Annotated in this window: 19 protein-coding genes and 1 other RNA gene; 3 read left to right on the top strand and 17 right to left on the bottom strand. The window is 62.3% G+C overall.

What is annotated here, in order from left to right; genetic code table 11:
• Window position 1: 1 nt before the first annotated feature.
• The 3 genes from murG to QM647_RS12005 all read right to left on the bottom strand — a co-directional run bounded on the left by murG (window position 2) and on the right by QM647_RS12005 (window position 3727).
• A complete protein-coding gene (gene murG, locus QM647_RS12015; RefSeq protein ID WP_414995762.1) occupies window positions 2-1150 on the bottom strand; it encodes an undecaprenyldiphospho-muramoylpentapeptide beta-N-acetylglucosaminyltransferase in 1149 nt (382 codons plus the stop codon).
• A gap of 86 nt (window positions 1151-1236) precedes the next feature.
• Window positions 1237-2394, bottom strand: coding sequence for an FtsW/RodA/SpoVE family cell cycle protein (locus QM647_RS12010; RefSeq protein ID WP_414995761.1), 1158 nt, complete (start codon window positions 2392-2394; stop codon window positions 1237-1239).
• A 133-nt stretch (window positions 2395-2527) separates the two neighbouring features.
• Window positions 2528-3727 carry an MFS transporter gene (locus QM647_RS12005; protein ID WP_414995760.1) on the bottom strand — a complete coding sequence of 400 codons (1200 nt, stop codon included), beginning with the start codon at window positions 3725-3727 and terminating at the stop codon, window positions 2528-2530.
• 93 nt (window positions 3728-3820) lie between these two features.
• Here QM647_RS12005 and QM647_RS12000 point away from each other — a divergent pair, with 93 nt between their 5' ends.
• Window positions 3821-4726 (top strand): LysR family transcriptional regulator, encoded by a 906-nt coding sequence (locus QM647_RS12000; RefSeq protein ID WP_414995759.1) that lies wholly within the window; start codon window positions 3821-3823, stop codon window positions 4724-4726.
• On the opposite strand, the gene murD is transcribed toward QM647_RS12000, so the two are convergent.
• The 12 genes from murD to QM647_RS11940 form a co-directional block, all read right to left on the bottom strand.
• Window positions 4723-6135 (bottom strand): UDP-N-acetylmuramoyl-L-alanine--D-glutamate ligase, encoded by a 1413-nt coding sequence (murD, locus tag QM647_RS11995; RefSeq protein WP_414995758.1) that lies wholly within the window; start codon window positions 6133-6135, stop codon window positions 4723-4725. The genes QM647_RS12000 and murD overlap by 4 nt on opposite strands.
• Before the next feature lie 12 nt (window positions 6136-6147).
• On the bottom strand, window positions 6148-7260 hold the full coding sequence (gene mraY, locus QM647_RS11990) for a phospho-N-acetylmuramoyl-pentapeptide-transferase (RefSeq protein ID WP_414995757.1): 1113 nt from the start codon (window positions 7258-7260) through the stop codon (window positions 6148-6150).
• Window positions 7261-7270: 10 nt separating this feature from the next.
• Complete coding sequence (locus QM647_RS11985) at window positions 7271-8671, bottom strand: UDP-N-acetylmuramoyl-tripeptide--D-alanyl-D-alanine ligase (RefSeq protein ID WP_414995756.1); 1401 nt, start codon at window positions 8669-8671, stop codon at window positions 7271-7273.
• 114 nt (window positions 8672-8785) lie between these two features.
• Window positions 8786-10213 carry a hypothetical protein gene (locus tag QM647_RS11980; RefSeq protein WP_414995755.1) on the bottom strand — a complete coding sequence of 476 codons (1428 nt, stop codon included), beginning with the start codon at window positions 10211-10213 and terminating at the stop codon, window positions 8786-8788.
• A 94-nt stretch (window positions 10214-10307) separates the two neighbouring features.
• Entirely contained in the window at window positions 10308-11777 is a 1470-nt protein-coding gene (locus tag QM647_RS11975) for a UDP-N-acetylmuramoyl-L-alanyl-D-glutamate--2,6-diaminopimelate ligase (RefSeq protein WP_414995754.1), read from the bottom strand.
• Window positions 11777-13528, bottom strand: coding sequence for a peptidoglycan D,D-transpeptidase FtsI family protein (locus QM647_RS11970; protein ID WP_414995753.1), 1752 nt, complete (start codon window positions 13526-13528; stop codon window positions 11777-11779). Before QM647_RS11970 ends, QM647_RS11975 begins: the two co-directional genes overlap by 1 nt.
• Window positions 13528-13959 (bottom strand): septum formation inhibitor MinC, encoded by a 432-nt coding sequence (locus tag QM647_RS11965; protein WP_414995752.1) that lies wholly within the window; start codon window positions 13957-13959, stop codon window positions 13528-13530. The genes QM647_RS11970 and QM647_RS11965 overlap by 1 nt, the downstream gene beginning before the upstream one ends.
• The gene (gene rsmH / locus QM647_RS11960) at window positions 13956-14936 is read right to left on the bottom strand and encodes a 16S rRNA (cytosine(1402)-N(4))-methyltransferase RsmH (protein ID WP_414995751.1); all 981 of its coding nucleotides are present in this window, start codon (window positions 14934-14936) and stop codon (window positions 13956-13958) included. The genes QM647_RS11965 and rsmH overlap by 4 nt, the downstream gene beginning before the upstream one ends.
• Entirely contained in the window at window positions 14933-15391 is a 459-nt protein-coding gene (locus tag QM647_RS11955; protein ID WP_414995750.1) for a division/cell wall cluster transcriptional repressor MraZ, read from the bottom strand. The genes rsmH and QM647_RS11955 overlap by 4 nt, the downstream gene beginning before the upstream one ends.
• A 392-nt stretch (window positions 15392-15783) precedes the next feature.
• Window positions 15784-16167: RNase P RNA component class A (gene rnpB, locus QM647_RS11950), an RNA gene on the bottom strand.
• Between the two features lie 108 nt (window positions 16168-16275).
• On the bottom strand, window positions 16276-16635 hold the full coding sequence (locus QM647_RS11945) for a DUF423 domain-containing protein (RefSeq protein WP_414995749.1): 360 nt from the start codon (window positions 16633-16635) through the stop codon (window positions 16276-16278).
• Window positions 16636-16716: 81 nt separating this feature from the next.
• Window positions 16717-18207, bottom strand: a complete 1491-nt coding sequence (locus QM647_RS11940) for a hypothetical protein (RefSeq protein ID WP_414995748.1) — start codon at window positions 18205-18207, stop codon at window positions 16717-16719.
• Between the two features lie 170 nt (window positions 18208-18377).
• Between QM647_RS11940 and QM647_RS11935 the strand changes: the two genes are divergently transcribed.
• Entirely contained in the window at window positions 18378-19085 is a 708-nt protein-coding gene (locus QM647_RS11935; protein WP_414995747.1) for a hypothetical protein, read from the top strand.
• Here the strand turns inward: QM647_RS11935 and QM647_RS11930 are convergent.
• Window positions 19082-19927, bottom strand: a complete 846-nt coding sequence (locus QM647_RS11930; protein ID WP_414995746.1) for a sulfite exporter TauE/SafE family protein — start codon at window positions 19925-19927, stop codon at window positions 19082-19084. The genes QM647_RS11935 and QM647_RS11930 overlap by 4 nt on opposite strands.
• A 145-nt stretch (window positions 19928-20072) precedes the next feature.
• Between QM647_RS11930 and QM647_RS11925 the strand changes: the two genes are divergently transcribed.
• Complete coding sequence (locus QM647_RS11925; protein ID WP_414995745.1) at window positions 20073-20591, top strand: GNAT family N-acetyltransferase; 519 nt, start codon at window positions 20073-20075, stop codon at window positions 20589-20591.
• An 85-nt stretch (window positions 20592-20676) separates the two neighbouring features.
• Here QM647_RS11925 and QM647_RS11920 read toward each other — a convergent pair.
• A partial coding sequence (locus QM647_RS11920) for a hypothetical protein (protein ID WP_414995969.1) occupies window positions 20677-20757 on the bottom strand: 81 nt, incomplete at its 5' end.

Below are 20757 nucleotides of genomic sequence, written 5' to 3'. Positions count from 1 at the left end.
TCTATCCCTTGATTCGTTTAACCGTGCGTTCGACAAGGTCGGCCAGCAATTTGGCGGCATCGGGGCGCGCCACCGATTTCGCCGCGCTGGCGCGCATGGGCAGGAGCGCCGCCCCTTCGATCAAGGCGCGGATCTCGCTGCACAGTTTTTCCGCCGTTACGTCGTCCTCGCGAATGACCACGGCGGCCTTGGCGGCTTTCAGCACCTCGGCATTGTAGGTCTGGTGGTCGTCAGCGGCGATCTTGAGCGGGATGAGGATTGAAGGCTTGCCGGCAACGGCCAGCTCGCAGACCGTCGAGGCCCCAGCCCGGCCAATGACGATATGGGCGCGGCCCAGGCGATCGGCCATATCGGAAAAGAACGGCGCCACCTCGGCCTCGATCTCGGCGTCCTTGTAAATCTTCGCCGCCATTTCCAGCTGGTCGGCGCGGGTCTGCTGTTCGACATGCAGGTTCATGCGCAAGCTGACTGGCAGAAGGGCCAGGGCTTGCGGCACGGTTTCGGACAGGATTTTCGCGCCCTGAGACCCGCCGGTCACCAGGATGCGGATTGTCGGATTGATCAGCGGATAGGGTTCGTCATAAAGCGCGCGAATATCCGGCCGTACCGGATTGCCGACCACCTGCACCCGACCTTCCATCTCGGCCGGCGCCATGCGCAGCACCGGGAAGGCGCAGGCCACGGCATCGACCCGCGTGACCAGTTGCCGGTTGGAGCGGCCGAGCACCGAATTCTGTTCGTGAATAAGGGTGATGTCCTTGCGGCCCAGCGCCGCCATCAGGGCCGGATAGGAGGGATAGCCGCCGAAACCGATCACCGCCCAGGGTTTCAGACGTTTGAAAGCCTTGCGCGCCTGCATGATCCCGAGGCCGATCTTGATGGCCGCGCTGGCCATGCCGATGGGATCGCTTGTCTTGAAGGTTGCCGCCTCAAGCGACAGACGTTCGATGGCCGGGAAATTTTCCGCATAGGCGGCACCGCGCTTGTCAGACGCCAGGACTACATCCCAGCCGCGCGCGATCAGTTCGCGCGCCAAGGCCTCCGCCGGAAACATATGGCCGCCCGTGCCGCCAGCGGCAACGACGGCAAGGGGTTTTTCGGAAAAGGACGACGCTTTGCGTCTCGGTTTGGCTGTTTTAGCGGGGGCCATTTCATGTCCGGCTTAGGCGTACTCAAATTCGCACATATCACGTTAACGGTATTCACGCAAAAAGCTAAATGGTTTCTACCATTTGGCTACCATTTCGTTGGGTCGTCCTGTGGAATTTCTTCCTGCCGGCGCCGGGTCAGCGCCAGGATGAAGCCGAGCGTCAGCCCCATGGCCAGCATGGAAGAGCCGCCGTAGGAGATGAACGGCAGGGTCATGCCCTTGGGCGGAATCAGGCCCAGATTGACCGACACATTGATCAGCACCTGCATGCCCAGCATGATGTAGAGCCCCGAAGTGGCGATCTGGCGGAAGGGATCCTGCATGGCCATGGCCTTGATCAATCCGCGAATGATAATGAAGGCGAAGATACCGATGATGATGAGGATCAGCCACAGGCCGTATTCCTCCGCCACCACCGAATAGATGAAGTCGGTATGCAGATCGGGAATATGGCGCTTCATGGTGCCTTCATTGAGCCCCACGCCCCACAGGCCGCCATTGGCGATGGCCGCCTTCGCCTTGGCCACCTGGAAGCCGGAATCGGCGTCCGGCGCGATGAAGCCCATGATGCGGGTGCGGAAGTGCGGCTGTATGAAGAACAGCCCGACCAGACCGGCCGATGCCACGCCTAGCATGCCGAGAATCCAGCGAAAAGGTACGCCGGAGATGAAGAAACAGGCCCCGAATGCGATGGTGATCAGGATGGACTGGCCGACATCGGGCTGGATCAGCAGCAGCATGATGGCCAGGGCATAGAGACAGAAGGCGACGGTCACGCCAGGCACGCCCTTGCCTTTCTGCCCTTCACAGAACATCCAGGCGATCAGCACAATCAGGGCGGGCTTGAGGAATTCCGATGGCTGCAACGCAATCGGCCCCAGTTCCAGCCAGCGCCGGCCGCCCTTGGCCGAGTGGCCGATCAGCGGCAGGAGCCCCATGATCGATATCGCCCCGGCATAGACCAGAACGCTGACCCGCTTGATCCCTTTCAGGGAAAGCATTGAGATGGCGGTCATGCCCGCCGCCGTCATCAGCGCGAAGACGAAATGGCGCTTGGTATAGTAGAAGGTGTCATAATGGCTGACGTGCGGCGCCGCCACCGGCGACGACGAAAACGAAAAGAAAAAGCCCAGAACGAGCAGAATCAGCGCCAGGGTCAGGGTGACGCGATCGAGCGTCCACCACCAGATGGCGGTGGGAGAACGATCAGTGCGCGTAAAAGGATGGGCGTAAGCGTGGGCCATAGACGAACCTTGGCGGTCAGGATGACGGGATACCAGTCTATCAGGATTCACCAAATCGTGGTTAAGATCATCTTAAGTCAGGCCGCTATTCGTAAGAGAATCTTAAGTGCCTGCACAAGACGTACAATGACGCCTACTCGCCTGAGACTTCATTGCCGAGCCCGCCGGGTATATTCTCTGTCGCCTTTTGCCCACCGCGTGACGACAGCCAGATTATAAATACCAGTCCGGCCAGGGAAGCGCCAGCGCCGGCCAGAGCCACAGCCGGATACCCCAGACCGCCCGCGATCACGCCACCGCCGATGGCCGCACCGATCGCATTACCAAGATTGAAGGCACCGATATTGACCGAGGAAACCAGGTTCGGCGCGGCCTCTGCCGCCGTCATGACACGCACCTGAAGCGGAGGCACCAGGGCGAAGCTGGCCACGCCCCACAGGAAGACAAGCATGGCAGTCGGCGCCGCAAACGGCATCACGAAGGCAAAAGCGACCAGGATCGCGGTCAAGGCCGCCAGGGTGACCATAAGCGTGCGATCGACAGACCTGTCGGCAAAGCGCCCGCCCAGCCAGTTACCGACTGTCAGGCCCAGCCCATAGGTCACCAGCATGGCCGTGATGAAACCGAGCGAGGCATGCGTCTGCGATTTCAGAATGGGAACGATATAGGTAAAGACAGTGAACATTGCCGTGGATCCCAGAACCGTCAGAGCCAGTGCCCCCAGAACGCGCGGCTGGACAAGCACGCGAATCTCGGCAAGGGCACGGCCACCCGCCGGTGCTGGCAGGACCGGCAAGGTCAGGCGCAACGCGGTCATGGTCAGCACGCCCAGGCCGGCAATGCCCCAGAAGGAGGCCCGCCAGCCCAGATGATCGCCGGCCCAGGTGGCCAGGGGCACCCCGACCACATTGGCGATGGTCAGGCCCATGAACATAGCGGCAACTGCCCCCGCCTTGCGTTCCGGCGGCACAAGGCTCGCGGCGACAATCGATCCGACTCCGAAAAAGGCGCCATGGTTCAGCGAGGTGATGACCCGGGCGATCAACAGCATGCCGTAGCTATTTGAGACGGCAGCCAGCAGGTTACCGACGGTAAAGATAGCGGCCAGCAAGATCAGCAAGGTGCGACGTGGCACCCGTCCGGTGGTCAGTGTCATCAGTGGCGCCCCGATCATGACCCCCAGCGCATAGGCACTGATGAGTAGTCCCGCCGAGGGAATCGACACGCCCAGATCCGAGGCAACCAGAGGCAGGAGACCCATCGGAGCAAATTCCGTCACGCCGATACCAAAGGCGCCAACGGCCAGGGCGAGCAGAGCGGGATTGAGTTTCATGGAAATATCCATTCTTGCAATTACGATTTCCGTGCATAAATGGGTGACGAAAATAGGCGACACTAGTGGCTATTTAAACGAAGGATCTTTGCATTGGACGCAAAAGCGATGGAGGGCACCGATCGCGCGCGAGCGCTGGAAACCTTCGTGGCCGTCGTGGAAGGCGGCAGTTTCTCCGCGGCCGGACGCCGCCTCAACCTGACGCCTTCGGCGGTCAGCCGCCTCATCGACCGGATCGAAGCGCGCCTTGGCGTGCGACTTCTGTTGCGGTCAACGCGCGCTCTGATTCTGACGGCGGAAGGCCGCGCCTACCTGCAGGCGGCCCGACGCATACTGGCCGATCTCGATGATGTCGAGCAGCAGATCGCCGATCAGGGCCATCCCCAGGGACGCCTGAGGATCAGTGCTGCCCTGTCTCATGGCCGGCTGTGCGTGGTGCCGCTGCTGGGTGAGTTCGCGCAACTTTATCCGCACATCCTTGTCGATATGGCGCTCAGCGATGCCATCGTGGATGTGTCCGGCGGTCAGGCCGATGTGGCCATCCGGTTCGGCCCCCTCGCCGACAGCAGCCTTACCGCGCGAAAGCTCGGGGAGACCGGCCGGGTCATTGTGGCTTCTCCCGATTATCTGGCCCGCAGGGGAATACCTCAGGCACCGGAAGACCTGCATCATCACAATTGCCTCAATTTCAACTTTCGTCGTGCCGAGCCGGTCTGGCCGTTCCGGCGCGAGGGACATGACTTCGCCCTGTCCGTAAAGGGCAGCATAGAGGCGAACAATGGCGAAACCCTGGGTCAGCTGGCCGCGCAGGGCGTCGGCATCACCCGTGTCGGGCGTTTCAGCGTCGGCCCGGAGTTACAGTCGGGCGCACTTGTGCCTATCCTGGAGGCCTTCAATCCGGGAGATGTCGAGCAAATCCATGCCGTTTTTGTCGGCGGCACCAATGTGCCGGCGCGAGTACGGGTGTTCGTCGACTTCCTCGTGGAAAAATTACGCTAAACCTTCTCGCCGGTCACGCCCAGCTTGATCTCGCTGACGGCATCGCGGAAGGCATCGCCGCGTGCCTCGAAGTCGGTGAACTGGTCGAAGGAGGCACAGGCCGGCGAGAACAGCACCACCTCCTCCTTGCCGGTCTTTTCCGCCTCGGCATAGGCCTGGGCCACGGCGGTAAACAGCAGGCGCGACTGGGTGCAGGGCGCGGCCTTGCCAATGGTGACCTCGAACAGTTCCGCCGCCTCGCCGATCAGGTAGGCGTGCTTAACGCGGCCGAACAGGTCGCGCAGATCGTCGATGCCGCCCGTCTTGGCCACCCCGCCGGCGATCCAGTAGAATTTATCGAAGGACGACATGGCCTGACGCGCCGCATCGGCATTGGTCGCCTTGGAATCGTTGATAAAGCGCACATGACCGATACGGCCGATTTCCTGCATGCGGTGGGCAAGGCCCGGGAAGGTGCGCATGCCGGCGACGATCTCGTCCATTTCAAGGCCCAACGCCTTGCAGGCCGAATAGGCGGCCGCCGCGTTCTGCCAGTTGTGACGGCCGGTCAGGGTACGCACAGCCTTGAGATCGATCACCTGGCGGGCGCGCATCGAGGTGCCGTCATAGAGCACGCCATTCAGCGCATAGACGCCCTGACCCAGGGTTCGGCGGGCCGAGATCGAGATCAGCTTCACCGGTGAACTGACGCGCATCTCGCTGATCAGGGCGGCTGTGTAGTCGTCATCGGCGCCGATTACCGCCGTCTGACTGGAGCCCTGTGCCATGAAGATGCGCTTCTTGGCCTTGATATAGCCGGCCATGCCGCCGTGGCGATCGAGATGATCGGGCGTGATGTTCATCAGCACCGCCACATCCGGCGCGAAACTTAAGGTCAGGTCGAGTTGGTAGGACGAGGTTTCGATAACGTAGATGGCACCTGCGTGCATTTCCGGCAGGTCCAGGATGCCGATGCCGATATTGCCGCCGACATGGACATCGCGGCCGGCGCTTTTCAGGATATGGCCGATCAGGGCCGTGGTCGTGGATTTGCCGTTGGTGCCGGTGATCGCCACGGTGCGCGGGCGCTTGTGTGCCGGCAGGCAGGCCAGGGTGCGGGCGAACAGCTCGATATCGCCCAGCACCGGCACATGAGCGGCATGGGCCAGCTCGACCGTCCAGTGCGGCACCGGGTGCGTCAGCGGTACGCCCGGAGAGAGAACGAGCGCGGCGAATTCCGACCAGTCGGCAGTCTTGAGGTTCTCGACCGTGAAGCCTGCCTTCGTGGCGGGCAGCAGGTTCGACGGCTTGTCATCCCACAGGATCGGCTCAGCGCCGCCGGCCTTCAGGGCGCGCGCCGCCGAAAGCCCGGACCGGCCCAGTCCGAAGATGGCGACCCTTTTGCCTTCAAAGCCTTTGACCGGGATCATAGCAGATACTTTCTAGCGTAGTTTCAGTGTGGCCAGACCGACCATGGCCAGCATGGCCGCCACGATCCAGAAACGGATCACGACGGTCGATTCCGCCCAGCCGAGCTTCTCGAAATGGTGATGGATCGGGGCCATCAGGAAAACGCGTTTCTTGGTCAGCTTGAAATAGCCGACCTGGATCATGACCGACAGGGCTTCCATGACGAACAGGCCGCCGATGATGGCCAGCACGATCTCGTGCTTCAGCGCCACGGCCACGGCGCCGAGACCGCCGCCCAGAGCCAGCGAACCGGTATCGCCCATGAAGATCTTGGCCGGCGGGGCGTTATACCACAGAAAGCCCATGCCGCCCCCGATAATCGCGGCCAGCAGCACGGCCACTTCACCGGCGCCGGGCACGAAATGGATGATCAGATAGTTGGCGAACTTGGCATTGCCGACGAGATAGGCGATCAGGGTGAAAGCGCCCGCGGCAATCATTACCGGCACAATGGCCAGGCCATCGAGACCATCGGTCAGGTTGACGGCGTTCGAGGCGCCGACGATCACTACAGCACCGAAGATGATGTAGAAATAACCGAGATTGAAGATGAAGTTCTTGAAGACCGGCACCACAAGGGAGGTGCTGAGGTGCGGCGCATCGGCCGGCTGCGGCGAGTAATACATCAGCACCAGAACGGCCACCACGGCGATGAATATCTGGGCAATCAGCTTCTGGATCGAGGTCAGGCCCGCCGAGGTCTGCTTGGTCACCTTGGCATAGTCGTCGATAAAGCCGAGCAGACCGTAAGCCATGGTGACGCCGAAGACGACCCAGGCGGCGGCCGAATGCGGATCGACCCACAGGACGGTGGCGACGGCGATGCCCGCCAGTATCATCAGCCCGCCCATGGTGGGCGTGCCTTTCTTGGTCAGGAGGTGGGTCGAGGGACCATCCTCGCGGATGGGCTGGCCCTTGCCCTGCCTGGCGCGCATCCAGCGGATAAAGCGCGAGCCCATGGCGACGGCGACGATCATGGCCGTGATCATGGCCAGAAAGATGCGCACCGTCTGATATTTCATCAGATTGATCAGGGGCCAGTGCTGGTGCAGACTGGTGACGTGCTCGTACAGCAGGTAAAACATAAAGTGTGTCCTAGGCGAGAGCCAGAAGGGTCTTGGCGATCAGTCCGGCTTTCGAACCGTTCGAGCCCTTTACCATAACCACATCCCCCCCTTGCAAGCCCTCAATCAGGGCCGGGGCCAGATCAGTGGCGGTTTCGGCGTAGGCGCCGCGCAAAGCTTGCGGCAGGGCGTCCCACAGATGCTTCATCAGGGGGCCTGCCAGATAGGCCTTGTCGATGCCTTCCGCCTCGATCACCGGCGCCAGTCCGGCATGCAGCGCCGCCTCATCCGGCCCCAGTTCGAGCATGTCGGTCAGCACGACAATTTTTCGTGAGTCGGCGGATCTGGCGCGCGCGCCCAGCGAGGTCAGGGTGGCGGTCATGGAGACCGGATTGGCGTTATAGCTCTCGTCGATCAGGGTGATCTCGCCGCCCTTGAAGGCCTTGCGCGTCACCTTGCCCCGGCCGTCGAGCGCGGCAAAGCTTTCCAGCGCCAGAAGCGAGGTATCGAGATCGACATCGAGCGCTTCCAGCATCAGCAGGGTGGCAAGGGCATTGACCGCCTGATGCTTGCCGGTATGGGCCAGGCTGAAGAGGATGTCGCGGCCATGGAAGCGTGCCGCCACCGAAGCCCTGTCCCCATTGACGCGATGCTCGATCAGTTGCGCATCGACGCCGTTATGCTCACCGAACGCCGCGATCAGCGCCCCGGCGCCCCGCGCCTGCTGGCTGAGGAAATCGAACCATTGATTATCGGCATTGAGAATGGCCAGTCCGCCGGGCAGCAGGCCATCGAAGATTTCCGCTTTAGCGCGGGCGACGCCGGCATCGCCATCGGGGAAGTTCTCGGTATGGGCCCCGCCGACCGTGGTGATGATCACCGCATGGGGCGCGACGAATTCCGACAGGGGGGTGATTTCATCGGCGTGGTTCATGCCGATCTCAAAAACGGCGCGCTCGGTATCCGCCGGCATCCGGGCAAGCGTGAGCGGCACGCCGATATGATTGTTGAAGCTCTTGATCGCGGAATGTGCCCGCCCCGCCTGGCTCAGCCCCTGCATCACCATCTGGGTCACGCTGGTCTTGCCGACGCTGCCGGTCACCGCGCCGCGCTTGGCCTTCACGGCGCGATCACGGGCAAAGACAGCCATGTCTTCCAGCGCCTTTTGCACGTCCGGCACCAGCAGGCAGGGCCCGCCCTCGATCGGCCGGCGGGTTATGGCAATGGCCGCGCCGGATTGAAAGGCCTGTGGCACGAAATCATGACCATCGCGCACGCCCTTCAGCGCCAGAAAGACATCGCCGGGCTGGAGCGCACGGCTGTCGAAATTGACGCCGGTGGCGGCGCGTACGCTCCCCTCGCCCGCGCCGGTCAGTGTGCCGCCGGTGGCCCTGGCCAGTTCGTCGAAAGTCCAAAGGGGAGTGTCGGCCATATGTCACACGCGCAGCAAAAGGAAAACGCCATTGAACCCGACTCAGGGATTTAGGCAAGCGCGAGTGTGTTAATCTGCAGGCAGATTTATTGGCAAATGGAACGCATTCCGATGTTAGTAAACCGGGCAATTCATCCAGCGATAGGCCCGCGCCCAACCGATGCCCATGGACCGGACAATGACAAAACCCCTGGAGTCCGGCGGCCCATCCGTCACTTGCGTGCACCTGTTCATATAAATGCCAGACGGATCGAACGAATCCAGCCGACGCGCCGACAGGCTGTTATCCTTGTTCAGCATCACCTCGGCCACGTCATAGCTGACATAGCCGCCGGGATAGAGATGATCGTCCGGACGAGCGCGATCGTTCAGGACCACAACCACAGCATTGGTGCGCCGGATACGGCGCAGGTAATCGCCCGCCGCATCGAAGCACTCGGCGGCCTGATCCCCCTGGGCTTTACCTTGCGCATCCTTGCCGCGCGGACGCCCCTTGCGCCAATCGCCACGACCTTCTCTGGCGCAATCGACAATGAAATAGTCATCGCCATAGGCTTCCCAGATTTCGGCCGGCACCGGCGCCGGTGGCGCGCCACAGCGGTTCAATGCCTTTTCGGTGATGTAGAGCCCATCCGGACGCCCCGTCACCCACCAGCCAATATCCTCGACCGGCGTGCAACCATCCACGGCCGTCATATAGGACTTGTCGACCCAGCGGCTGTCGACCTTGTATTTGTTGCTGCCCTTGCGCTTGAGCACCCACTGATCGGTTTCGGCCTTGGTTAGCACATCCCCCGCCCGGACATCATGGCGAGCGGCGACAAGATCGAGCTCCTTCTCGTCCGGATTGGCCTGCATCCAGGTGATGGCCGGCTGCGCGCACCAGGTCGTCTTGACGCTATACTGCGGCTCGCACGCACCCGGCGTCGCCAGATAGCGCATGGCCCCTTCAACGCGCTGGGTCTCGGTCACGTGCCACAGGCCATTGTTCCCCGGCGTCAGGGGCGGGCCTTCCGGCGTATAGGGGCCGGTCGGCTGACGCGGTCCGCCGCCACAAACCACCGTCTGGTGCTCGACCGCCACATCGCCCGTCTTGCGGTGTTCGATAGCGTAACCCACCGGTTCGCTGGCCAGAGAGAAACAATCGCGCGGCACGGCGACGCCGGAAGTCTCAAACGCCAGTGCCTCGGCGTGAATCCCTTCCGCCACCGGAAACAGATCATAGAGCCGGAAATCACGGCCATAGACGCCGGACACCCAGTCGCCCATTCCGGGTTTAAGCACGGTCAGCACGCGGGTCGGCCCCAGGCTGGCCGGTTTAAGCGTCACCTTGTCGAAACAGGGCCCATCCGCCAGGGGCTGGAACTTCGCCGGACAACCGGTGCGCGGCGCAGCGATGGCGATCTCATCGCCCAGCACTTCGTGAATGGAACCGAACTGGGCCTCCCGAACCAGCCGGGAGGGCTGGGGCTGGGCCTGCGCTATCAACGGAACGACGACGCCCATGAACGCCAGACCGACCAGCCATTTGCCCAATGCCATTATCCCTGCCCCTGAAATGCCCGCAGACAGATAACGTCATATCCGCCAGAGGATCAAGCCGCAGATAACAATGTTTTCAAATATTCAGGCTCTCTCAGGCGTTCAGGGCTTCGCGCACCACGCTGGCGTCATCGAACGGCAGGACGGTGCCCGCCACGATCTGGCCCTGCTCATGCCCCTTGCCGGCCACCACCAGCACATCGCCGGTCTTCAGGCCCGCCACCGCCTCGAAGATCGCCTGACGGCGATCGCCGATCTCGACAGCGCCCTTCGCCATACCCGCCAGAACCTCGACGCGGATCGCCGCCGGGTCTTCCGAGCGCGGATTGTCATCGGTAACGATGGCGCGGTCGGCCAGTTTCTGGGCAATACCGCCCATCAGCGGACGCTTGCCGCGGTCGCGGTCGCCGCCGCAGCCGAAGACGCAGACCAGCTTGCCCTTGGTATGCGGGCGCAGGGCATGCAGCACGGTTTCGAGGCCATCGGGCGTGTGGGCGTAATCGACATAAACCTCGGCGCCATTGCCTTTGGAGCCGACACGTTCCAGCCGGCCACGCGCGCCTTTCAGCTTCGACAGGGCGTCGATCACCGCACCGGGCTCCTCGCCCGTCGCGATGGCCAGGCCGGCAGCCACCAGTGCATTGGAGGCCTGGAACAGGCCGGCCAGGGGCAGCTTGGTTTCGTACTTCTTGCCGTGATATTCGAGATAGAGGATCTGGCCATCGACCGTCAGGTCACGGCCGGACATCCACAGGTGGCGCGAACGCTCGCCGACGCTCATCACGTTCAGGCCGGACATGATCGACAGGGCGGCGAAGGCATTATAGGCGTCGGAATCGGCATTCAGCACCGCCGTCTTGCCGCGCGGCAGGAGCTGGTCGAACAGGCGCAGCTTGGCCGTCCGGTAGGCATCCATGGTGGCGTGGTAATCGAGATGGTCCTGGGTCAGGTTGGTGAAACCCGCCGCCGTAAGCGACACCCCATCGAGACGGCGCTGGTCGATGCCGTGCGAAGAGGCTTCCAGCGCCAGATGCGTGATGCCATCCAGCGCCAGATCGGCCAGGTGTCTGGCCATATCGGCGGCATCGGGCGTGGTCAGGCCAGGACCGGTAATGGCGTTTTCCGTGCCGTCCGGGTTTTGCGTCACGACGCCCAGCGTCCCCATGCTGGCCGACTTGTGGCCGAGGCTGGCGAAAATCTGCCGGCAAAAGGTGGCAACGCTGGTCTTGCCATTGGTGCCGGTAACGGCGATGCATGTCTTCGGCTGGGCGCCATAGAAGGCCTTGGCGGCCAGGGCATAGGCACGACGCACGTCAGACACATTGACGATGACAGAGCCTTCGGCAGCGGTGCCTTCGGGGGCCAGGATGGCGGCGGCGCCCTGCTTGATGGCCTGCGGAATGAATTGACGACCATCGACCGCGCTGCCCGGCAGGGCGCAGAACAGCACGCCCTCGCCCACCTTGCGGCTGTCGGCGGTGACGCCGGTCACGACCGGGTCCTGGTCGAGATCGCGCCGCAGAATGTCCGAAAGCCGCCGGTCACTGATAGTCTGGGCAGTCATCAGTGGTCTCCGGTTACATCTTCGGCGGCAACGGGCGCCTTGTCCCATCCCGGTCCGGTAAACTTGTCTTCCTTGCGCGCCACGCCGAGGAAGGGCGCGATGCGTTCGATCACGTGACCCGCCACAGGCGCCGCCACCGGGCCGCCCATGCGTGAGCCACCGCTTTCAGGCGCACCTTGCGGCGAGTCGAAGGTAACCAGCACACTATATCTGTCGCCATCCACAGGTCCGTCGACCGGGAAGACCGCCAGGAAGGACGACACGTCCTCGCTGGTATAGCGGCCATTGCCCGGCTTCTGCGCCGTGCCGGTTTTCCCGCCCACGCGCAGGCCAGGGGCATTGGCGCGGGTGCCGGTGCCCTTGAGCACGTTCTGGCGCATCAGTTCCAGCATGGTGCGGGTGGTCGCGGCCGAGAAGACCTGCGTGCCCGGCAGGGGCGAATGGCCGTCATACTTCTTGATGGTCAGCGGGCGCAGATAGCCGCCATTGAGCGTGGCATTGGCCGCCTCGATGAAGCTGAGCGGCGTGATGGCCATGCCCTGCCCGAAGGCGGAGGATGCGAGAGAACTGTCGGACCATTTCGACGGCAACAATGGCGAGGCCGGTTCGCTCAGTTCGATATCGGCCGAGCGGAACAGGCCCAGCGCTTCATAATAGCGCGTCATGGCCGTGGCCCCGACATCGAGCGCCACACGCGAGGTGCCGATGTTGGACGATCTGATGAAGACATCGGTCAGGCTCAGCAGTTCGCTGGAGGCGTGTTCGTCATGGATCAGGCGTGAGCCCAGTTTCAATGGCTGGCGACCATCATAGGTGGAGCTAAGCGACGCCGTGCCGGTATCGAGACCGACCGAGATCGAGATGACTTTGAAAATCGAGCCCAGTTCGTAGCGGTCGACGGCGGCATGGTTACGCTTGTCGGCATCGCTGAAGGCGCCCGGCCGGTTCAGGTCGAAATCCGGCCAGCTCGCCAGGGCCAGCACCTCGCCGGTGCGGACATTGGTGACGATCCCGATGGCGCTCTGCGCCTTCTGGGCCTCGGCCATCATGCGCAGTTCGTTTTCCATCGCCCCCTGGATACGCAGGTCCATGGCGAGGGTGACGGGCTGGTCGGAAGCGGCATTGGCGGCGATCTGGTCCTGCAGGGCCTTTTCGGCGCCTGACATGCCCTCGCCGCCGCGCTGGGTCATGCCGATATAGGCCGAGCCCGTATTGGCCAGCGGATAATCACGCACGCGCACGGCCTCGAAGCTGATGCCCGGCAGACCGTAGTTCAGGATCTGGTCGCGCTTCTCGGCCTTGATATTGTTGGTCAGCAGCATGCGCCGGCCGGTCTTGAAGGCCTTGTCGACCTGTTCGCGCGGCAGGTCCGGGAAGATCTGCAGCAGGGCCCGGCGCACGAAGGACCGGTCATCGCCGGTCATGTCGTTCGGATCGACGAACAGGCTGTAATCATTGACGTCGCTGGCCAGCAGCTGGCCGTTACGGTCAACCAGCTGGGCACGGGCATTGGGCTCACCGCTCAGGGCTGCCACCTGCTCATGCCCTTGCAACGAAGCTCGCGTGGCAAAGCCGGCCAGGCAGACATAGGCAAAGCTCATCCCCACCAGTATCCCGAAGATGCGCATTCGCGCGCTGGACGCCTTGGCATTCGAAGCATTGGCGCGTTCGAAGGCATGCTCGACTTTCCAGACCCGATCCGCCACCCACTGGAAGCCGGATTGCGTCGTCTCTAAGAGGGAGAGGCTCATCAATGCGCCTCCGTGATCAGGTCATCGGACACGGCGGCGGGTGCAGGGACCGGCGCGGCAGCTGGTGCGGCCGGGGCCGGTGTCGGCGTGGTCGCCACGGGACGCGACCCGGTGCGCGAAATTTCCGGCAGCGATTCCAGCTGAGCCTCATGGTTCGGATCGGTGCGCTGCATGCCCAGCACCTGCACGGCCAGAGCTTCCAGGCGGCCCGGGCGCTCAAGCTGCGCCACCTTGATACGCAGGCCATCCACCGCCTGCTGCTCATCGGCGATCTGGCGGTCGAGATCGTTCATGCGCCGGACATCCTCGCCCTCGCGCGCCTTGCTGGCGCAGACCCACAGGATCAGGGCAAACACGAGCACCAGCCCGACCAGCTCGATCAGGCGAATGCCGCGGACGCGTTGTTCGAACAGGCGCACGAAACCCTTCATGATCTCACCTTCTTGCGCGAGGACAGGGGGACAGGCGGTGTTACGGGGGCCGTCGTACGACGCACGGCGCGCAGCTTGGCCGAACGCGAGCGCGGATTGGCGGCGATCTCGGCGGCGGAGGCCTGCACGGCCTTGGGCGTCACCAGGCTGTAGACGTTATGGCGGATCTCAATCTTCTGCGGCGCATAGCGCGACCCAGATGGAAGCTTACCGGCGCGTTCGTTGAAGAAGGTCTTGACGATGCGGTCTTCGAGCGAATGGAAGGTCACCACCGCCAGCACGCCATCGGGCTTCAGCAGGGTTTCGGCCACGTCGAGCGCGCGCTCCAGTTCGCCCAGTTCGTCATTGACCGCAATGCGCAGGGCCTGGAAGGTGCGTGTCGCCGGATGGACCGGTGCGCCGCGACGTCCGCCCAGCGCGCGCTCGACCACCTCGGCAAGATCAAGCGTGCGCTCGAAGGGCTGCGCCTCGCGGCGTTTGACAATGGCGGCGGCGATACCGCGCGACTTGTGTTCCTCGCCGTAAAGCCAGATGATGTGAGCGATCTCGTCCTTGTCGTCCTCATTGACGATATCGGCGGCGCTGCGGCCATCGACGCTCATGCGCATGTCGAGCGGGCCGTCGCGCATGAAGGAGAAGCCGCGATCGGCCTCATCCAGTTGCATTGAGGAGACGCCGATATCGAGCACGATGGCATCGCACGAGGCGTGGCCCAGTTCCGCCAGGCCTTCCTTCATCTCGGAGAAGCAGCGGTTCACCCACTGGAAGCGATCCGGGTAATCCGCCTTCAGGGCATCGACATAGGGCCTGACGCGGGCATCGCGATCGAAGGCGATGACACTGGCGCCGCGCTCCAGAATGGCGCGCGAATAGCCGCCGGCACCAAAGGTGCCGTCGACCACCAGCTTGCCGGCCACATCGCCGAGCGCCGTAAGCACTTCGGGCAGCAGAACGGAGGCATGGACGTCTTGACTCATATCAGGGCCTCGCGTTTGGCGAAGGCGGCCTCAACCAGCCGGTCCTGTTCGGCGGCATAGGTCGCATAGGCATCCGGCGCCCAGATCTGGAAGCTTTCACCCAGGCCGGCAATGACCACGTCACTGGACAGGCCAAACTGTTCGCACAGCTTTTCCGGCAAGGTGATGCGGCCGGCCGTATCGAAGCCGAGGCGGTGCATCGAGGCATAGAAGCGGCGCTGCATGGCGGTGCGCGTGGGAGACATGGGCGGATACTCGTTGATCACGTCACGGTACATGGCAAAAAACGCGGCCCCGCCGCATTCGAGACACGCGGCGTTGATCGCAGCAAAACAATACACCCCCTCGAACGGCTCAACGCCTTCGTAAGGCGCCAGTGCGGCGGCGCGGAAATCCTGCGGGACCAGAAGTCGCCGTTTGGAATCCAACTGCTTCTCATGCGTCGAGAGAAACACGCACCCACCACAGACCGTTTTGGTCCGCTCCCTTTCGTCCAAAATCCCTGATCGGCCTTCCCGTCCAGGTCATTTCGGGATGCATATAGGGTTAACATGGGATTAAATGGGATGCAACGACTCTGAATGACACCAACTGGGGATTCTGAGCACAAAAATGCCCAATCGTGGATAAGTACAGAACAAAAAGAAAACATCTTATACTTATGCCTGAACACTTACACTGTACGCTACGGGAATACTGGAATCATAAACGCGACCCGCGGTCTGGAAGACCGCAAATCGCGCTTACGATACCTCAAGTTGTAAACAACTATGCTTAATGGCGTATTAAAGCCGCGTCACATTGCGGCGGGATTGGGGCGCGCTCAAACCGCCCCTGAAATGAAAATTGGACCAGATGACCTGTAAGCCGGGTTCTGTTCAGGGATTGCTCCCCTTGGCGATCATTCCTCTTGGCCGTCCATTGCTGGACGGCTCACGCGACCTACCCGAACGGTCCGGGGCGGTAATGCCCTGCTCCGGTTGCCCGGTCGCGCGCCGTTCCTATTTGGTCTTGCTCCGGACGAGGCTTGCCATGCCGTCCCCGTTACCGGGAACGCGGTGCGCTCTTACCGCACCCTTTCACCCTTACCGGGCCGAAGCCCGGCGGTCTGCTCTCTGTGGCGCTATCTCTGGGGTCACCCCCGGCGGGCGTTACCCGCCGTCCTATTACCGTGGAGCCCGGACTTTCCTCAGGCGCCCCGAAGGACGCCCGCGATCACCCGGTCATCTGGCCCGCAGGGGTTTTGCTCGTTTATCGACATAAAATCAAGACCTCCAAAGAACGTCTTCGTTCTTTGGCAAGGGCGACCACCCGCCGCCGCTGATGCGACGCCCCTTATTTACTTGGAAGACATTAACGGAGCAATGACCAGGGCCAGCCACCCCAGGATCGCCACCCCACCGCCAATCGGCGCCAGAGCAGGCAGGACAACGCCGGTCGTGGCGTGAATGATGATCTCGAAAGCGAACAGGCCGCTGCCCGTCAGCATCAGGGCCATGGGCAGGGCGCGTCGCCAACCGGAAATCAGCGAGGTCGAGAGAATAGCGATCACTGCCACCGCATGGAACAACAGGAACTGCCCGCCAATCGCCAGAATACCGGTCTGCGGCGGATGCGACCCGGAAGCCAGCATAACGACACCGGCCAGTCCCCACAGGGCGGCAATGGCAAGAATGATGCGTTGGCCGGTCGGGTTCATATGCGGCTCCTTGTCTCACGGATACCGGCAATGGACACCTGTTCGGGATAAAAAAGCCAGCCTTTTCCGCTAAGCCAGCGCCTAATTCAACCTAACCGGCCACTGGCGGATAATGATGTGACTGGCCTCGGCCGCCGCCAGCACGTCCGGCCGCTTCTTGAGCGCCAGCAGGGCGGCGATGAAGGCATCGTCGCGGTTACTGACCGAGATCGGCGGCAGACCGTTCTGCATGAAGGCAATCATGGTGTCGCGCGAGTCCGGATTGGCCATGGCCGCGATCATCGCCCTGGCGGCATTGTCCGTATCGCCGGCGCAGAGATAGGGCTTGATGCGCATGATATCGGCGCCTTCGAGCTGCGCCATGCTGGCGGCAAAACCGGCCTGGTCCCCCAAATAGCCCTGGGCGCAGGCTTCGGTGGCAACCTGAGTGGCGGCCTGGGCCCCATCCAGAGCGTACAGGCGGCTTTTGATCGCTAGGCCGGCCTGGTCCTGGCCGCGATCGACCAGAAAATTCATGTAGGACAGCAGGATATCGTTCGATTTTTCTGCGCCCAGCTTCGTGGCCCCCGCCTCATAGGCCTTGCCCGCCTCGATGACATTGCCAGTCCTGGCATAGAGCTCGGCCTTGTGCGTCAGCAGGTCGGGATAGGACTCCGGCGAGGAAAACTTGTCGAGGCCGTATTGATCGACGAGATCGAGAATGCCACCGAGCTGGGTCAGCGCCAGGGCGTTCTGGTCGTTCACCTGTTCCAGATTCATCAGGTAATTCAGCGCCAGGAGATTGGCCGGATTGGCGGTGATGACGGCCTTCACAGCCTCGATCTCGCCATTCAGCACCGGCCTGACCGGGGCGGCCGGCACATCGGCCCGGCTGATGTTCCCATCGCCCTGGCTGAGGATATAGAACAGGGCATTAGTCTTCAGGTCGGCACGATATAGATCGGCATGAGGCGCATCCGCCGTGCGTACGGCGGTGCGCAGGCCTTCCAGCCGCAGCATGCCCATCAGCGGATTGGCGGAAAGGTCATGGACCTGCCAGTGCGTCTCTTCGAGGTGGTTGAGCAGGGCCTGACCACGTTCGGGATTGCCTTGCAGCGCGATCAGCACACCGAGCACGCTCATGTCGCTGAAGTTCGGCGCCTGGCCGGGGAAGTGCGTCAGTCCGGCATCCAGCGTATCCGCCGCTCCGGCCGTATTGCTGGCCATCAGCTGCAGGAAGACGTGGAAATCGTAGGCGTTGACATCATAGGCGCGGGTGAGGTTTTCCGTCGAAAGCGCCAGCGCCGCCGGCAGCCCTTCCAGCTGTGCGGTGCAGGCGATCAGCTGAAGGCGGAACTGCGCGGCCGTCGACGGATCGTTTTGCTCGAGATAGGGATCATGCCAGAGCAGGTTCAGCGGGTCCTTGGCGGCCTTGCAATCGCCGGCCTGCAAGGCCGCGGAAGCCTGCATGATGGCGATGGCCGTGCCGCCACTGCTGGCGGGCGCCGCCATGACCTGCGCCGTTATCAGGCTCAGGCCCAGGCCCAGGCCCAGCACCGCAAGGCCGGTTTTAATGTTCAGATGTACGCGCATAAGCCCCCCAGCCCGACTGCCCACCGGCCGTTAACAGAGATTAACGGTAATCTGCTGCGTCACAAGTGGAATCTGAGATATCCCCCAATGCTCCCGCCTCTGTGGTAGAACGCACACAGATTGACGATCACGGTTTCGTGATCTAATCTTCTTGCGACCGGGGACACGTCATGCGCCTGCTGAGCTTACTTCTCGTCTCTACTACCTGGCTGGGTCTCGCCCTGTCCGCATGCAGCACGCTTCCTATTGGCCCCGATCTGGCCAAAGCGCCCACGCCCTTCGGTGATGCGCCACTCATTCGCCTGATAACGAATGATCCGGAAACACCGCCCATCGAGATCAGACATACGGATACCGGCGACAGCGCCATATTGCCGGTCAGCCCGATGAGCAAAGACAAGCCATTCAACGCCACGATCACCTATTATGGTTTCACGGCGAATACAGATGATCATCAGGATTACTGGTTGGCAGGCGCCAATATATTCCAAACGGCTGATCGCTCAGCTTATGCTGTTATCCGCTATCCGCATGGCGCTGAGTTTCAATCTGGAAGCCATACCAATGGGGAAATGTTGATTGTCACCTGCGCCATGAGAGGCGTCTATCCGCCACTCACAAGACCACAGAAAGAAGATACCCCCAATGACGCGACGGCTTCAATTTCTTCGGATCATCAGGATGAAAGCGGATTGAACATTACGCCATTGGCATCAGACGATAAGGCGTGCGATTTCAATTCACAGGATGAACTGTATGCTTTCCTCCTACAACTTGTCCGCGCAGCTGCTGATGAAGCGGCGAGCAACAAGAAGAAGAGTGAAAACGACCGGTCTTCGGACTACGAATGGCAAACCATCCGCATCGTTATTCCTTAGGCCGTCACCAGTTTGAGGCCGACCAGGGTGAGAACCGTCGCCAGCAGGCCACGCAGCACCTTTTCCGGCACCTTGGCGGCAAACATCGAGCCGACGATGATGCCGGGGATCGAGCCGATCAGCAGCGAGACCAGCATGCTGACATCGACATTGCCGATGAATAAATAGCCCATGCCGGCCAGGAAGGTCAGCGGCACGGCGTGGGCGATATCGGAGCCAACGATCTTCACGGTCGGCAATTGCGGATAGAGCATGATCAGGGCAGTCACCCCCAGGGCGCCGGCGCCGACCGAGGACAGTGACACCAGGAAGCCGAGCACCAGGCCGGTCAGAACGGTCAGGACCGCACGTCGGCCGGTATGGAGCGGTTTGTGTTCCTCGATCGCCTTTTCCTGACGCTGTTGCGCCAGTTTGCGGATCAGGCCGCGCAGCAGCAGCAGGGCGGCGGTCACGAACAGGGCATAGCCGAGCACATGGGTGATCAGGGACGACATGGCATCGGACTTGCCGAAGTGATGAATAGCATAGAGCGTGGCGGCGGTGGCCGGAATAGAGCCTAAAGCCAGCAGGCCGACGATCATCCAGTTGACGGTGTTCTTGAAGCCGTGAATGACCGTGCCCACCCCCTTGGTGATCGAGGCATAGAGCAGGTCCGTGCCTACGGCCGTGGCCGGGTGTATGCCGAACACCAGCACGAGCAGCGGCGTCATCAGTGAGCCCCCGCCGACACCGGTCAGGCCGACCAGCAGACCGACCAGCAGGCCGGAGAGCGAATAGAGCGGATTGATATGAAGGCCTGAAACCAGATGGGTCAGGTACGCGGGCAGGTCAAACTGGGTCATCAGGCGGCGGCTGTCCCGTGTAGGCTGAGCTTTCGATAGGGCGCACCATAAGGCCGCCGCCGCCAGAGACAAATCATTTAAATTGCCCCTACCCGTTAGAGGGGCTTACGGGTAAGGAAGAGCTTTAACGCAAAGATGAAGCGCCATGACCGTTACCCGCCTGACCGTGCCGCTTTCGCCTGACCTGCTGGGCGCCCTGCACGGGCTGAACGAAGACCACGCCACGGAGCTGTCATCGCTCACTCCGGAAAAGTTGGAAGGCCTGATCGGTTCGGCCTTTTTCGCCGCCACGGTCGACGCGGGCGACGGCCTGGTCATCGCTTGCGATCAGGACACACCCTATGACAGCCCGAACTTCCTGTGGTTCCGCAAGCGGTATCCGCGCTTCGTCTATGTCGACCGGGTGGCGGTGAGTTCGTCACGCCGAGGCGAAGGCCTGGCGCGAAAGCTCTATGACGCGGTCTTTGCCGCCGCCCGTAAGGCCGGCCATGAGATCATCGTGTGCGAGGTCAATTACGACCCGCCCAATCCGGCGTCGGACGCTTTCCACGAAAAGCTGGGTTTTGCAGAGGTCGGGCGCGCCGTGCTCGAAAACGGCAAGGGCGTGCGGTATCTGCGACTTGACTTACGGGGTTTGGGGGCCGCGACCCCAAGCCTTTCCTGATCAATAAAAAAGCCCCGCCTGAAGGCGAGGCTTTTTTATTGATTGGAAGATGTGGGGGCGCAAGAAACGTTCTTTGCCCCCCCCATTAGCTATCGAGGAACGACCGCAGCTTGCGCGAGCGGCTCGGGTGCTTCAGCTTGCGCAGCGCCTTGGCCTCGATCTGGCG

It is taken from the genome of Asticcacaulis sp. (assembly GCF_047605585.1).
In the GTDB taxonomy this organism is placed as follows: Bacteria; Pseudomonadota; Alphaproteobacteria; order Caulobacterales; family Caulobacteraceae; genus Asticcacaulis.
This window is presented reverse-complemented; position numbering and strand designations above follow the sequence as displayed.